The following is a 15,584-nucleotide window of genomic DNA, read 5'->3' as shown; positions in this document are numbered from 1 at the left end:
TTCACCGCTGGTGGAAAAGGTGGCGACCCGTTCGCTCACCGGAGAGCTGGAGTCACTCGTGAAGCGCGCCGCCGCAGCCAGTGATGCGAACATCTTCGTCCAGGAACCTGACCAGGCACCTGACCCGGACCTGGGCTGTGGCCGACGCCGTCGCCGAGATAACCGGGAAGGACATGCCCTCAGGCGGCAGCACGCCGTCGGTCTTTGCCGACTACCCCTATGACGTTTATGCCCAGGATGGCGGCGCGTTCGCCACCGCGCCCTGGAACGACCTCATCGATGCCCGCCGCAACCGCGCCGTGGCCGACGAAGCCGCACGCAAGGCCCTGAAGCCTGTCTCCCGCAAAGCGCTCAAGAACGCAGCCCGCAAGGCCGCCCGGCGCTAAAACAGCCCGGCGCTGAAAACAACGCGGGGTCACTTTGCGCCCATCCCGACAGGGATATTGGGCGAAAAGTGACCCCGCGTTCCAGGAATCAGGCGTTGCAGGAATCAGGCGTCGCAGGTATTCAGGCGAGCCGCGTCAGCCAGCCGTGCCGGTCCGGCACGGTTCCGGTCTGGATGCCCAGGAGCTGTTCGCGGATGGCCATGGTGGTCTCCCCCGCCTTCGCATCCTCGGAGCCGATGAACTCGGTGACATCCTTCAGGACGCCAATGGGAGTGATCACCGCCGCGGTGCCGCAGGCAAAGACCTCGGCGATCTCGCCCGAGGCCACGCCGTCGCGCCATTCGGCCAGGGTGATCTTGCGCTCAGCCACGTTACGGCCCATATCCTTGGCCACCTGCATCACTGAGGAACGTGTGACGCCCTCCAGAATAGTGCCGGTGAGCGCGGGAGTGGCCAGTGATCCGTCCTTCATTACGAAGAACACGTTCATACCGCCGAGTTCTTCCACGGCGTCGTCGTTGAAGTGATCCAGGAAGAGCACCTGCTTGCAGCCGTTGGCTTCTGCTTCCTGCTGGGCGATCAGCGAGGCGGCATAGTTGCCGCCGCACTTAGCTGCGCCGGTGCCGCCGCGGCCCGCTCGGGCGTATTCGCGGGAAATCCAGATCGAAACCGGCTTCAGCTCGCCGCCAAAATAGTTGCCGGCGGGCGAAGCGATCACGCGGAAGGAGACTTCGCGTGCGGCCCGGACACCCAGGAACGCCTCGGTGGCGATCATGAACGGGCGCAGGTAAAGGGCCTCGCCGTCGCCGGCAGGAACCCATTCTTTGTCGGCGGCCACGAGCTCCCGGATGGCGCCCAGGAAGTACTCAACGGGGAGCTCTGGCAGCGCCAGCCGGCGGGCCGACTTGTTCAGCCGGGCCGCGTTCGCCTCGGGCCGGAACGTCCAGACGGACCCGTCGCCGTGGCGGTAGGCCTTGAGGCCTTCAAAAATCTCCTGGCCGTAGTGAAGCACTGCTGCCGACGGGTCCAGGGTGATGGGCCCGTACGCTTCGATGCGCGGGTTGTGCCAGCCACCGGCGCCCTGTTCGTCGACCGAGTAGTCCACCACGGCTGTGTGGTCGGTGAAGTAGTTGCCAAATCCCGGGTTCGCCAGGATAGCTGCACGCTCGTCAGCTGACTTCGGGGTTGCCGAGGGCTGCTGGTTAAATTCGACGCCATGGGCAGTCTGAGTCATGGTTCCTCCGCGATCGGCCGCCCGTGAACATGGTTCGGCAGTGAACCGCAGGGCAGCATTTGGTGATTCGAAAATAAGCTTACGCCCGTTAACCCAGTCCGAAGGGCAGTCCCTGGGGAGCAGGCCTAGAGCGCTGCCGCGATGGCGTCGCCAACGGCACTGGTGCTGCGGGCGCCGCCGTCGCGGTTTTCGATGTCGGCAACCACCGCAGCCTCAATCTTCCGGGCTGCCCCGGTGTAGCCGAGGTGGTCCAGCAGGAGCGCGGCGGACAGGATGGCCGCGGTGGGATCGGCCTTCTGCTGGCCGGCGATGTCCGGGGCTGAGCCGTGGACCGGTTCAAACATGGACGGGGCGGTGCGGTCCATGTTGATGTTGCCGGAGGCAGCCAGCCCGATGCCGCCGGTGATGGCTGCGGCGAGGTCTGTAAGGATGTCGCCGAAGAGGTTGTCCGTGACAATGACGTCAAAGCGGGAGGGGTCGGTAACCATAAAGATGGTGGCAGCATCCACGTGCAGGTAGTCGTGGGTGACCTCAGGGAACTCCTGGGCAACGGCTTCGACCGTGCGCTTCCACAGGTGGCCGGCGAAGACCAGCACGTTGTGCTTGTGCACTAGGGTAACGTGCTTGCGTTCCCGGGCGCTGGCGCGGCGGAAGGCATCCCGGACCACGCGCTCCACGCCGTACGCCGTGTTCAGGGAGACCTCGGTGGCCACCTCGTGCGGGGTACCGGTGCGCAGTGAGCCGCCATTGCCCACATAAGGACCCTCGGTGCCCTCACGGACCACGATGAAATCAATGACGCCGGGATTGGCCAGCGGGCTGCCCGCCTTTCCGTACAGGCGCGACGGCCGCAGGTTGACATAGTGGTCCAGGCTAAAGCGCAGCTTAAGGAGCATTTCCCGCTCGATGATTCCGGACGGGATCCTGGTGTCGCCGGGGGCTGCACCCACCGCGCCGAACAGGATGGCGTCCCGAGTACGGATGTCCTGCAAGACCTCGTCCGGCAGGGTCTCGCCGGTCGCCAGCCAGTGCTCCGCACCGAGCTTGTAGTGGGTCTGCTTGAGGCTTACGCCCTCGGCGGCCACGGCCTTCCCGAGGACTTTCAGTGCCTCAGCGATGACCTCAGGGCCAATGCCGTCACCTGGAATAACTGCGAGATCGATAGTGGGTGCGCTCATGGTCCAAGAATATTAACAGAATCCGAATGCCGGACAATCAGTCTCACTAATTGAGATGGTATCGATCATTAGAGGCGTCAGGAGAGTGGAACGCTCATGTCCGGTGAGGCCACCACCACGACGTTCGTGCCCCAGAAGTCATCCGTGTAGCAGGAAATAAGAACCAGCCGGTTGGGCGCCACCTGCCAGATGGGACTGTTCTTCAGGCCCGACTTGTTGTAAGTGGCAATCGAGTCCACTCGGTAAGCCAGTTCGCCGGTGGCGGTAGTTACCGTGAGCCGGTCACCTACCGCGGCCCTGATGCTCAGCCGGTTGAAGGGCGCATCCCTGTCCACCCAGCTGTGGCCGGCCACATAGGTGGTGTTTCCGGAGCCAGCTCCGGGTACTCCGTAAGGTGTCAGCCAGTAGCCGTCCATGGTGGGCGGAGGCACGATGGTCTGGGTTGCCTGGTCCGTTCCGCTGGGTTCGAGGGGGTGGATCACCACGTCGATGTCCGCCGCCGGATAGATCAGCCGCTCCGGCCGTGCCGCCGCGGGGCCGGCCGGAACTGCCGCCGTCGGGGTGCCGGCGGGCGTCGGCATCGGGGTGCCAGTGGGCGTCGGCGTCGGGGTGGCAGGAGCAGTTGCTGCCGGCATCTGCCGGACAATGCCGCTTACGTCGCCGGGTGGGGTATCGGGCCCGTTGAGGAGGGGAAGGGCCGCGAAGGCGAAGTAACCCACAAGCCCGCAGAGGAGCACGAACAGGATGCTCCTGGTATTGAACGTCCGCCGCCGCCTGACGGCCGGCCCCGGCTCCGGAGAATCGGCCCCGGGGGAATCCCCTTCGGGAGAATTAGGGAAGAGTGACTGGCGGATGCTGTCCATCGTTCACCTCACACAGTCGTGGGAATCTGCCTGGTTGACGGCAGGCGCCGTGCCCTTCCGGCCACGGCGCCTGCCAGGATATTACTCAACGCCCTTGCGGGCGCCCGGTACCGGGGTTAGTCCTTGCGGTCCCCGGACGCGCTGCCTACCGGCAGCACTCTTCGGGCAGCCACGCCCGCCACTGCCAGCAACATCACGATCAGGCCGGCTGCCCAGGGGGCAAGCACCGTGCCAGAAGGCGCAACGGCAGTCTGGACGTTGAACCCGGGGTTGTTGGCAACCACGACTCCTGCCCCGGCAGGCGGCCCGACCACGGCGCCAGTGGGAGTTTCAACCGGAGTCACCGGAGTCACCGGCGTCACCGGAGGAGTCTCCGGCGTCACCGGAGGCACCGGAGGAGTCTCCGGCGTCACTGGAGTCACCGGAGTCACCGGAGGAGTCTCCGGCGTCACTGGAGTCACCGGAGTTTCCACTGGTGTCTCCACAGGCTCCTCAGGAGTGACAACCTCAGGCGGGCAGGGAACGCAGCCGTTGTTGTAGGTCGCTTGCCCGTCCTCGTCCCAGTTTTGGCCTTCCCACTTGCTGTTCCCAGGAATGATGTCATCACCGTGCTGGGCATGCGCCTTCACGCCCTTAAAGTCAACCGTGATCTCCACATAAGGGTTGCTTTCCGAGCCGGTGGCGTGGCAGATCGTGACCTTGTGGCCGTCTTCGCCGTTTCCGTGGCCGTGGCCGTTTCCGTGGTCTTCGGGGACCGCGCAGCCGGCATTCCAGATGTCCAGCTTGTCCAAGTTCTGGCCCCAAGGAAGAACCTTCCCGTCGTTGGCCGGGATGATATCGTCCCCGTTCTGGTGGTCCAGGTGGGCTTTGAGCGCATGCAGGTCGATCGTCACCGACACGTAGGGGTTGCTTTCCGAGCCAGTGGCGTGGCAAATCGTGATCTTGTGATCAGCTTCTGCCTCGTCAGTTGCTGCAGCCGGAGCGGTGGCACCGAGTAATGCGAGGCCCGTAACGCCCAAGGCGGCAAGGATACGTTTCATTTCCGTCTCCATCCATTGTCTGGTCCAAACTGATCAGACGGGAGGAAAAACCGCGCCCCGATGCAAGAGCGAAAAAGGCAAACAGATTGCACCGGTGCGACGGTTCTCCCAGATGCGAATCATCAGTTTGCTAACCCGACAAGGCTATGCAGCGGCCACCGGCGCGTCTCCAGTACTCGATACCCACATTCCGGGACTGTCCGTACTGACATTGCCGGAACCGTACTCAGTCCGGCTACCAACGAGTAGCCGGCCGGGAAAATCCTAGGCCTCGGCAGGCCCCTCATACTTGGGAAACACGGGCGCGGGTGCGGGCAACGCCGTTCCGGCGACGATCGGCGTGGACAGCGCGGCGAACTGGCGTGCTTCGCCCTCGGGCTGGCCCAGGGTGTCCAGCAACGCTGCCGTGGCGGTGGGCATGACCGGCTGTGCCAGGATGGACACAATCCGCAACACTTCCAGGGTGACGTACAGGACGGTGTTCATGCGTTCGACGTCGGTCTTCCGCAGCACCCAGGGGGCCTGCTCAGCGAAGTATGCGTTCGTGTCCCCCAGCACACCCCAGATGGCTTCCAGCGCACGGCTGAACTCCTGCTTCTCGAAGGCAGCCCGCGCAGTGGCGAGGAGGCCGTTGGCCTGCGCCAGGATAGCTGCGTCTTCGGCGGTGAAGGCGGCAGGGACCGGGACCTTGCCTTCGCAGTTCTTCGCCACCATGGACAGCGAACGCTGCGCCAGGTTGCCGAAGTTGTTGGCCAGGTCCGAGTTCATCCGTCCGACAATGGCCTCGTGGTTGTAGCTGCCATCGGCGCCGAACGGGACCTCGCGGAGGAAGAAGAACCGCACCTGGTCCAGGCCGTACTGTGCCACGAAGTCCGCAGGGGCCACCACGTTGCCCAGGGATTTGGACATCTTCACGCCGTTGTTGTGGAGGAAGCCGTGGATCATAACCCGCTTGGGCAGTTCGATGCCGGCGCTCATCAGGAACGCGGGCCAGTAGATGGCGTGGAACCGGGAGATGTCCTTGCCGATGACGTGCACATCGGCTGGCCAGAACTTGCGGAACTGCTCCGACTCAACGTCCGGGTAGCCCACCCCCGTCAGGTAGTTGGTGAGTGCGTCGACCCAGACATACATCACGTGCTTGTCATTGCCGGGCACGGGAACGCCCCAGTCAAAGGTGGTGCGGCTGATGGACAGGTCCTCGAGGCCACGCCTGACGAAGCTGATGACTTCGTTGAACCGGGACTGCGGGGCGCCGAATTCGGGCTGTTCCTCGTACAGAGCCAGCAGACGGTCCTGGTAGGAGGACAGCCGGAAGAAGTAGCTCTCCTCCGCGGTCCACGTCACTTCGGTGTCCGTCTCCTTGGAGTAGCGCACGCCGTCGTCCTTGACCACGGTGTCGTCCTCCACGTAGAACGCCTCGTCCCTGACGGAGTACCAGCCCTCGTATTTGGACAGGTAAATGTCCCCGTTGGCTTCCATCTTCTTCCAGATGGCCTGGGACGCCGCGAAGTGGTCCGCGTCCGTGGTCCGGATGAAGCGGTCGAACGTGATGCCCAGCGCGGCGTGCGCAGCCTTGTACACCTCGGCGTTGCGGTCAACCAGTTCCTTGGGCGTAACGCCTTCCTTCTCCGCCGCCTGCGCAATCTTCATGCCGTGCTCATCCGTACCGGTCAGGAACATCACCTCATGCCCGTCAAGCCGCTTGAAGCGGGCCATGGCGTCGGTGGCAATGTACTCGTAGGCGTGACCAATGTGCGGCACGCCGTTCGGGTAGGTGATGGCCGTGGTGATGTAGAACGGGGTTTTCTCTGAAGCAGTCACGTGCGGACGGTACCTTCGGTGCGGAGGGGCGGGTTAGATAAGTTCGGTCAGGGTATCGCTCAGGCGGACCAGTTCGTGGTCGTGCGAAGCGACAAGAACCGCAATTCCATCCGAGGTGGTGTCCTTGAGGATGCTGATGATGCGGTTGGCGGAGGCCCTGTCAAGGCTGGCGGTGGGCTCATCCACCACCAGCACGCGGGTGCCCAGGATCAGTGCCCGGGCGATCGCCACACGCTGGCGTTCACCGCCGGAAAGCTGCGCGGGGCGGTGGCGCATGCGGCGGCCCAGGCCCACCAGGTCCAGGAGGTCCTTGGCCATGTCGCGGCGCTGGTCCACCTCGCCGTCTGGCACGGCGGGCAGGAGGACGTTCTCCAGGGCGCTCATGCCGTCAATCAGGGCGCCGCCCTGATCCACATAGCCGATCAGAGCCCGACGGCGGTCGGCGATTTCGTCGTCGCCCATGCTTTCGAGCGAATCGCCTTCCCAAAAGACGCGGCCCGACGTCGGCAGCGTCAGTCCGGCGCCGACGGTCAGGATGCTGGTCTTGCCCGAGCCACTTCGGCCGGCGACGCAGTGCATCTCTCCCGCGTGCAGGGCCAGGTCGAAGCCCTCCACCACGCTGACGGAGTCGGCACCGCTCTTACCACCGCCATAGCGAATGGTGATATCGCTCAGCTCCAGCGGGGTCCCGTGTTCCGCGGCCTTGACGATGGTGTTGGCACGGGTCTGCAGGGGCGTCTCAGCGGCGCCGGACCTCCGGCTCCGGTGAACATTCGCCTGGTTTGTCATTGGACTACTTTCGTTGCAATCGGTATCCAGCAAAGTACAGCCACGAGGCCGGCGACGCCGGCCCACAGCGCGGCATACGGGGCGAGGAGGAGCCCGATGCCCAGCGCGCCCAGGACGCCCAGTGGCAGGGCCACCGTTCCCACCAGCGCATTTTCGAAGAGGCGGACCTGGCGGAGCATGTCCGGGTTCCAGCCCATGGCTTCGAGGATGCCCAGGTACTGGCGTTTGGCGTTTAGCTCAAACCGGCCAGTGACCAGGGTCAGGACGAGTCCCACCGCGACCCCGGCGAGAGCCAGGAGCATGCTCGGCAGGGCTACGCTGGCCGCAGCCAACCCGCTGAGGGCACTGGCGCCCGCAGCCCGGGGAATGTCAATCAGCAGAGCCACCAGCCCGCCCACTGCTGCCCCGAACACGCCAACCGCGACGGCCAGGGAAACCGTGTTGAACTTGTTGGTGCTGAGCTGGCGGTTGGCGAAGGTCAGGGGTGAATCCACGGGGATCAGCCGGTCATCGTGCTGCGGTTCCTGGTCCACCTCGTCGCGGTGCCGCAACTGCTGGGCTGCAAAGAACGCCGCTGCCGCGTAGAGGGCCAGAACGGCGGCTGAGACGACAGCTGTAGTCAGGCTCCAGCTCACCAGGCTCAGGATGATCCCGGCCACAGCGAGCAGTGCCGCGCCGACGCCGAATTCCTCCAGCACCCACATGCGGATCCGCTGCTGGGTCCAGCCCATGGCGCGCAGGGTTCCGGCTTCGCGTTTACGTTTCCTGATGTAGCTGACGGTGGAAGCGCCGGTCAGCAGGGCAGCCCCGCACAGGGTGAGGAACAGCAGCGTGACATTGGTTCCGGTCAGTGAGCCTGTGACGGCGTCGGCCGCGTTCTGCCGGACCCAGGACTGCTGAACCGTACCCAGCGGAGATTCCTTGCCGGCGTCGTCCTTGGAGTAGCCGGGGACAAAGATGCTGGCGTCCTCGCGCGCTGAACCGGCCACGACGGTGGCTTCCAGGCCCATGTCACGGATCGCAGCGGCGAGCTTTTCGACGTCGGGCTGGGCTTCCTTCCAACTGCCGGGAGCCTTGGCCCGGACCCGGACGGCGTCGATCACGGCCGCGTTGTCCTTGTAGCCGCGGGCAGCGGCAAGGCCGTAGTAGTCGGTGATGGCGCCGGCCGACTGGCTTGCCAGTCCGGTGGCGCTGAGCGAGGGCTTGAGCTCCGTGGCGGCGGTGGCCTTGCCGTTGGCATCCTTGGTGAGGGTCAGCGGCGTCGGGTCGTAGCCACCCAGCGGGAGCCGGTTGACGTCGCCGGCGGCCGCTTTCACTGCCGCGGGGTCAAAAGTTCCGTAGACCATGGCCAGCGGAGCGGCGAGCTTCTGCCCTGTTGCCAGGTTCTCGCGGTAGGACCGTTCGTCCACGGGTTCACGCTGCGTCTGGTCCACGGGGGCTCCATTGGCGCCCTTCTCCGGCAACCGATTGACCGTGACCCAGTCCCCCGGAGTGGCGGATTTCTGGACTGCCCCGTTGGCAGCGGCGTCGCCGTCAACGTACTTCGGCGCGGCGGCAAAATCGGTGGTCCAGGTGGCCGGAGTGTAGAGGCCCTGGTTGAAATTGCCCTGGGCGCCCAGCAGCGATGAGTGGTCGGTGGAACCGGGCCAGGAAAGGGCGAAGGGGTCCTTGGAAACGAACGGCAGGTAATCCTTGTCCAGCGAGCGGGTTGCCGTCCCGACGTCCTTGACCACCTTGCCGGCGCCGTCGATCTCCTCGATCTTGACGTTGTACTTCAGGTCCAGGGACGTGCCGGAGCGCACGATCAGCGGGATGCCCTGGGAGTCGGCAGTCAGCTGTCCGCTGCGCTTGGCCTGCTGGTACTGGGTCATCAACGGGGCCCAGTACTTGAGCTTGACGCCCAGGAAGTCCGGGCCCTCTTCCAGCTGTTCCAGGCTGATGCCGTTAGTGAAGAGGCTCTCGAAGTGGCGGCCGATGGCGCCGGCGTTCCGGGCGCCGGCGGGCGGTGCTTTCTCCAGCGGAGCCAGGAAGTCGCCCGCGGAGCCCAGCAGTGCACGCTCGGCCACGGGGTCGACGGCGACGACGGACTCGGTCACCTCGGGTGAGAGGGGCAGGGACACCGAGAGGTTGAAGAGATTGTGTTCGGAGCCACCGGCCGGGGCGGGGAACTTGATTCCGTTCTCCCCTGCCGGTGGTGCGATCCGAATGCTGGTGCCGCCGACCGTTTTTTCCTCGACGAGTTTGGCCTTGCCCAGCGTGCCCTCCGCGGAGGACTTGAACAGGACCTGTTCGGAGACGCCGTCGGAACTCACTGCGCTGGCGGTGAGCCGGTATTTCTTTGGGGTGTCGCTGAGCACTGATTCGGCCGCGGGCCACTTGGCGGGGTCTGTGGCGCCTGCCGCCTTGTCAGTGGTGGCGGTGCCTGCGAGCCCTGCGTTATAGCCGAGGAAATCCATGGCATCGAGCCGGGGAGCTTCCAGGTTCTGCGTCACGCGTGACACCAGGCTGATGGGGGCTGCCACGGAGGTTTCGGACAGCTTCCGGATGGACGCCAGCTGGTCGAAGCTGATGCCGCCCCCGCCACTGGCGATCTCCGGCTGTATCAGCGCAGAGGACCCGGCCTTGGCCTGGACAAGGACGTCGTACAGCCCCCGCGAGTTCTCATCCACCGTCCGGTGAAGGGCTGCCTGGGACTGACTTTGGACGAGGACCGACAGGCACATTGCTGCGATCAAGATGGCCGCGGTCAGCAGTAGCACTTTGCTTCTGATGAACCTCTGGACGGCGTTCATTGGGCTCCCTGAAACCTGGATTGCGTGCGCACACCACGGTCCGCGGGCGGCGGACATCATGGAATTCCTCCGGGTGTGCAAAAAATATTGGCCGGTCTGCCGGCGCTGTCCTGAAACAGGACCTAGCCATTGTAGGCAGACCGACCAATCATACGTGGCGGGGTGAAGCCCCGGTCACGCGTTATTCATGGCGGTGAGGAACTCAGTCTTCGAGGTCCACTTCGCGGACCATGTCAGCGCCGATGCCGGCCTTGATGGCGTCAAGCACCTGCTGCGGCACGGACGTGTCGATGGTCAGCAGGGCAAGCACCTGGCCACCCTCAGCCTGGCGCGCCACCTGCATGCCGGCGATGTTGATGTTGTTCATGCCCAGGATGTGTCCGATGGTTCCGATCACGCCCGGCCGGTCGGCATAGGAGACCACCACGAGGTGCTCGCTGATGGGAATTTCCACCTCGTAGCCGTTGACACCCACCAGCTTCTGGATCTGCTTCGGGCCCGTGAGGGTACCGGCCACGGAGATCTGGGATCCGTCGCTGAGGGCACCGCGGAGCGTCAGGACGTTGCGGTACGATTCCGTGTCCGGCGTGGTGATCAAACGCACGTTGATGCCGCGCTGCTCCGCTATGACCGGGGCGTTGACGTAGGAAACCTGTTCGGTCACCACGTCGGCGAAAATGCCCTTCAGTGCCGCGAGTTCCAGGACCTTGACGTCAAGGGCAGCGATTTCGCCGGCCACCTCCACATCGACCTGGGTCAGGGAAGCGTGCGTCAGCGCGGTGAAGATCCGGCCCAGCTTCTCGATCAGGGGAATGCCCGGCCGGACATCCGGGGCGATGACGCCGCCGGCGACGTTGACGGCGTCAGGCACAAGCTCTCCTGCCAGTGCGAGGCGTACAGACTTGGCAACCGAGACGCCTGCCTTCTCTTGGGCCTCGTCGGTGGAGGCACCCAGGTGCGGGGTGACTACTACGTTGTCGAGGGCAAAAAACGGCAGGTCCGTGCTGGGCTCCTTGACGAACACGTCGACGGCGGCCCCGGCGATCTGGCGGTCCTCCAGGGCCGCGTACAGCGCTTTCTCATCCACGAGGCCGCCGCGTGCGACATTGACCACATAGGCGGTGGACTTCATCTTGGTGAAGGCGTCTGAGCCCAGCATGCCCACGGTCTCCGGCGTCTTGGGCATGTGGATGGTGACGAAGTCCGACTGGCTCAGCAACTCGTCCAGGGTGACGAGCTTGACGCCCAACTGGGCGGCGCGGGCTGAGGTGATGTACGGGTCATAGGCGAGGATCTCGGTGTCAAAGCCCTGCAGGCGGGCAGCTACCAGCGCGCCTATACGGCCCAGGCCGACGATGCCGATCTTCTTCTCGAACAGTTCGATGCCTGTGTACTTGGAGCGCTTCCACTCGCCGTTTTTCAGTGCGGCGCTGGCCTGCGGGATGTGGCGGGCCAGGCTCAGGATGTGGCCGACCGTTAGTTCTGCGGCAGAGATGATGTTCGACGTAGGGGCGTTGACCACCATCACACCGGCCTGGGTGGCGGCCTTGATGTCCACGTTGTCCAGTCCGACGCCTGCACGGGCAATGACTTTGAGGCTCTTCGCCGCGGCGATTGCTTCGGCATCGACCTGCGTGGCAGAACGTACCAGGATGGCGTCCACATCCACGATGGCCGAAAGAAGCTGGGAGCGGTCTGAGCCGTCAGTCTGGCGGATTTCGAAGTCCGGGCCCAGAGCCTCTATCGTGGCGGGCGAAAGTTCTTCGGCGAGCAGTACTACGGGTTTTGACACGGGCGATCCTCTGCGTTGCAGTCCTTTGGGATGTAACAAGTCTAGGCGGACGGAAGGCCGGGCCCACATTATTAAGTGAACCCGGCCTCAGTTGGCACCGGTTGGGGCGCCGGCAGAGCAGCCTTAGCGGGCTGCAGAACCCTCTACGTAGTCCGCATCCTGCTGCTGCCAGGCGAACAGGGAGCGCAGTTCGCGGCCAACGCCCTCGATGGGGTGCTTTTCAGCCTTGGCGCGGAGTTCCTTGAACTCGACGCCGCCGTTGTCCTGGTCGTCGATGAAGCGCTTGGCGAAGGCACCGCTCTGGATATCCGCGAGGACCGCCTTCATGTTTTCCTTCACCTCGGGGGTAATGACGCGCGGGCCGGAGACGTAGTCGCCGTACTCGGCCGTGTCGGAGACACTCCAGCGCTGCTTGGCGATGCCGCCCTCCCACATGAGGTCAACGATGAGCTTGAGCTCGTGGAGCACCTCGAAGTAGGCGATCTGCGGCTGGTAGCCGGCTTCGGTCAGGGTTTCGAAGCCGTACTGGACCAGCTGGGACACGCCGCCGCACAGGACGGACTGCTCGCCGAAGAGGTCGGTTTCGGTCTCTTCGGTGAAGGTGGTCTTGATGACGCCCGCACGGGTGCCACCAATGGCCTTGGCGTAGGACTTGGCCAGGTCCCAGGCGGAACCGGTGGCGTCCTGCTCCACGGCGATGATGTCCGGGATGCCACGGCCTGCTTCGAATTCGCGGCGGACGGTGTGGCCCGGAGCCTTCGGCGCGATCAGGATCACGTCAACGCCTTCAGGCGCCTCGATGTAGCCGAAGCGGATGTTGAAGCCGTGGGCGAAGGCGAGGGCCTTGCCGGCGGTCAGCTTGTCCTTGATGGAGTCGTTATAGATGGCACGCTGGTGCTGGTCCGGAGCCAGGATCATGATGACGTCGGCCCATTCGGCGGCGTCGGCAACAGTCTTGACCGTGAAGCCGGCGTCCTGGGCCTTGGCGATCGAGGACGAGCCTTCCTTGAGGGCGATGACAACCTCAACGCCGGAGTCGCGCAGGTTCAGAGCGTGGGCGTGACCCTGTGAGCCATAGCCGACGATTGCGACTTTGCGGCCCTGGATGATGGTCAGATCGGCGTCGTCGTCGTAAAACATTTCAGTCACTTGCGTAACTCCTTTTGAGTGGATTTTCTGGTGTAGCTAGTCTGTGGTGCTGCGGTACTGCACGGGCGTTGCGCCGCAGGGGGCCGGAGCCCGCCCGCGTATTAAGCGCTGCGCAATGCCCTGTCACTCATGGAGCGGGATCCCCGTCCAACGGCCAGGGTGCCGGACTGCACAATTTCGCGGATGCCGAAGGGTTCAAGCACTGACAGCAGTGCCGTGATTTTTTCGGGGTGGCCTGTTGCTTCAATGACCACGGAGTCTGTGGAGACGTCAACCACTGAAGCTCGGAACAGGTCTGCAGCCTGGGTCACCTGCAGACGAGTTGCGGCATCCGCACGTACCTTGACCAGGATGTGGTCTCGCTGTACGGAAGATTCGGGGGTGAGCACAACTATCTTGATCACGTTGACCAGTTTATTGAGCTGCTTGGTGACCTGTTCAATGAGCTCACCATCGGCGTCGACGACGACGGTCATCCGGGACATGCCCGGGACTTCCGTCGGGCCGACGGCCAGGGAATTGATGTTGAAGGCGCGGCGGGCGAACAGGCTCGCGACGCGCGTCAGTACACCGGGCTTGTCTTCAACCAGAACGGACAGTGTGTGGCGGGTCATGATCAGTCCTCCTCTTCCCATTCGGGGGTCATGTTTCGGGCAAACTGGATCTGGTCGTTGCTCACGCCGGCGGGCACCATCGGCCACACCATGGAGTCGGGGCTCACCACAAAATCGATGACCACGGGGCGGTCATTAATCTCGAGGGCCTTCTTGATGGTCGCATCAATGTCCTCGTCACGTTCGCACCGGAACGATGCACAGCCGTACGCGTCCGCCAGCTTGACGAAGTCCGGGATACGGACGGTTTCGTGTCCGGTGTTCAGGTCCGTGTTGGAGTAGCGGCTCTCATAGAAGAGGGTCTGCCACTGGCGGACCATGCCCAGCGAGGAGTTGTTGATGATGGCAACCTTGATGGGAATCTTGTTTATGGCACAGGTGGCCAGTTCCTGGTTAGTCATCTGGAAGCAGCCGTCGCCGTCAATCGCCCAGACCACTCGGTCCGGGTCCCCCACTTTGGCACCCATGGCAGCCGGTACTGCATAGCCCATGGTGCCGGCACCGCCGGAGTTCAGCCAGGCATGCGGGCGCTCGTACTTGATGAACTGCGCGGCCCACATCTGGTGCTGGCCCACGCCGGCAACATAGATGCCTTCGGGGCCGGTAAGTGCGCCGATACGCTCGATGACGCGCTGCGGGGCGCTGAGGCCATCCTCCGGTTCGGTCCAGCCCAGCGGGTAGGTTTCCTTGAGGTTGTTAAGGAACGCCCACCACGTGGTGAGGTCCGGCGTGCCGGCGGACTCGAACTGTGAGCGGACGGCCTCTGTCAGCTCGGGGATGATCTCCTTGACGGATCCAACGATCGGGACGTCGGCAGCACGGTTCTTGGAGATTTCGGCGGGATCAATATCCGCGTGGATCACCTTGGCGTGCGGCGCAAAGGACTTCAGGATTCCCGTGACGCGGTCATCGAACCGTGCCCCCAGCGTGATCAGGAGGTCGGACTGCTGCAACGCGGTCACGGCCGAAACCGTACCGTGCATGCCCGGCATGCCGACGTGCTGCGGATGGGAGTCCGGAAAGACTCCGCGGGCCATCAACGTGGTGACAACGGGGGCGCCGGTCAGTTCGGCCAACTCCCGCAGTTCAGCAGAGGCGTGGGCTTTCACCACACCGCCGCCCACATACAGGACGGGTTTGCTGGCAGCAGCGATCAGCTTGGCTGCTTCCCGGACCTGTTTGTTGTGTCCCCGGGTCACCGGGCGGTAGCCGGGGAGGTCGATCTTCGGCGGCCAGGAGAACGTCATTTTGCCCTGCTGGGCATCCTTGGCCACGTCCACCAGCACCGGACCGGGACGACCGGTGGAGGCCAGGTGGAACGCTTCGGCCATGACGTGCGGGATGTCATTGGCGTCCGTCACCAGGAAGGAGTGCTTGGTGATCGGCATGGTGATGCCAACAATGTCGGCTTCCTGGAATGCGTCGGTGCCGATCACGCCGCTGGATACCTGGCCGGTGATGGCCACCACGGGTACGGAGTCCATGTGGGCGTCCATGATGGCGGTAACGAGGTTGGTGGCACCGGGGCCGGAGGTGGCGATACAGACGCCCACCCGGCCGGTAACCATGGCATAGCCTTGCGCGGCGTGGCCGGCTCCCTGTTCGTGACGGACCAGGACGTGGTTCATTCTGGAGGCCATCAAGGGGTCATAGGTAGGCAGGATCGCGCCACCGGGCAAACCAAAAATATCGTCGACGCCGAGTTCTTCGAGCGAGCGGACAATAGCTTCTGAGCCGGTCATCACCGTTGGGGGTACAACGTTGTTCGGCCCAAGGACAGGAGAGACAGCAGCAAGATCAGTGACGACGGCGGCATGGTCAGCCGTTCGGTCGGCACGTTCCGAAGCCTTGGGGGCTCCAGCGGACTTGGTAGCCATCAGCGAGGGGCTGATGGGCGATCCTTTGCTCATCGGACTCTTCCTT

The 15,584-nt window shown here is 64.2% G+C and carries 12 protein-coding genes; 1 reads left to right on the top strand and 11 read right to left on the bottom strand.

What is annotated here, in order from left to right:
* Nucleotides 1–83 precede the first annotated feature (83 nt).
* A complete protein-coding gene (locus ABIB45_RS01445; protein ID WP_354214133.1) occupies nt 84–386 on the top strand; it encodes a hypothetical protein in 303 nt (100 codons plus the stop codon).
* 121 nt (nt 387–507) lie between these two features.
* Here the strand turns inward: ABIB45_RS01445 and ABIB45_RS01440 are convergent, their stop codons facing one another.
* The 11 genes from ABIB45_RS01440 to ABIB45_RS01390 form a co-directional block, all read right to left on the bottom strand.
* Complete coding sequence (locus ABIB45_RS01440; protein WP_354214131.1) at nt 508–1,620, bottom strand: branched-chain amino acid aminotransferase; 1,113 nt, start codon at nt 1,618–1,620, stop codon at nt 508–510.
* A 125-nt stretch (nt 1,621–1,745) separates the two neighbouring features.
* On the bottom strand, nt 1,746–2,798 hold the full coding sequence (locus ABIB45_RS01435) for a 3-isopropylmalate dehydrogenase (protein ID WP_354214130.1): 1,053 nt from the start codon (nt 2,796–2,798) through the stop codon (nt 1,746–1,748).
* A 77-nt stretch (nt 2,799–2,875) separates the two neighbouring features.
* Nucleotides 2,876–3,661 (bottom strand): class F sortase, encoded by a 786-nt coding sequence (locus ABIB45_RS01430; protein WP_354214128.1) that lies wholly within the window; start codon nt 3,659–3,661, stop codon nt 2,876–2,878.
* Nucleotides 3,662–3,777: 116 nt separating this feature from the next.
* Nucleotides 3,778–4,701 carry a hypothetical protein gene (locus tag ABIB45_RS01425; protein ID WP_354214127.1) on the bottom strand — a complete coding sequence of 308 codons (924 nt, stop codon included), beginning with the start codon at nt 4,699–4,701 and terminating at the stop codon, nt 3,778–3,780.
* A gap of 264 nt (nt 4,702–4,965) precedes the next feature.
* Nucleotides 4,966–6,525 carry a methionine--tRNA ligase gene (gene metG / locus ABIB45_RS01420; RefSeq protein WP_354214125.1) on the bottom strand — a complete coding sequence of 520 codons (1,560 nt, stop codon included), beginning with the start codon at nt 6,523–6,525 and terminating at the stop codon, nt 4,966–4,968.
* 33 nt (nt 6,526–6,558) lie between these two features.
* On the bottom strand, nt 6,559–7,314 hold the full coding sequence (locus tag ABIB45_RS01415; RefSeq protein ID WP_354214124.1) for an ABC transporter ATP-binding protein: 756 nt from the start codon (nt 7,312–7,314) through the stop codon (nt 6,559–6,561).
* Nucleotides 7,311–10,106 carry an ABC transporter permease gene (locus tag ABIB45_RS01410; RefSeq protein ID WP_354214122.1) on the bottom strand — a complete coding sequence of 932 codons (2,796 nt, stop codon included), beginning with the start codon at nt 10,104–10,106 and terminating at the stop codon, nt 7,311–7,313. The genes ABIB45_RS01415 and ABIB45_RS01410 overlap by 4 nt, the downstream gene beginning before the upstream one ends.
* Nucleotides 10,107–10,308: 202 nt before the next feature.
* Entirely contained in the window at nt 10,309–11,898 is a 1,590-nt protein-coding gene (gene serA / locus ABIB45_RS01405) for a phosphoglycerate dehydrogenase (protein WP_354214120.1), read from the bottom strand.
* 123 nt (nt 11,899–12,021) lie between these two features.
* A complete protein-coding gene (ilvC, locus tag ABIB45_RS01400; protein ID WP_354214118.1) occupies nt 12,022–13,047 on the bottom strand; it encodes a ketol-acid reductoisomerase in 1,026 nt (341 codons plus the stop codon).
* Between the two features lie 101 nt (nt 13,048–13,148).
* Nucleotides 13,149–13,661, bottom strand: a complete 513-nt coding sequence (gene ilvN / locus ABIB45_RS01395; RefSeq protein ID WP_354214116.1) for an acetolactate synthase small subunit — start codon at nt 13,659–13,661, stop codon at nt 13,149–13,151.
* A gap of 2 nt (nt 13,662–13,663) precedes the next feature.
* A complete protein-coding gene (locus ABIB45_RS01390) occupies nt 13,664–15,571 on the bottom strand; it encodes an acetolactate synthase large subunit (RefSeq protein WP_354214114.1) in 1,908 nt (635 codons plus the stop codon).
* Between the last annotated feature and the right edge of the window lie 13 nt (nt 15,572–15,584).

The organism is Arthrobacter sp. UYCo732 (assembly GCF_040547265.1).
In the GTDB taxonomy this organism is placed as follows: Bacteria; Actinomycetota; Actinomycetes; order Actinomycetales; family Micrococcaceae; genus Arthrobacter.
This window is presented reverse-complemented; position numbering and strand designations above follow the sequence as displayed.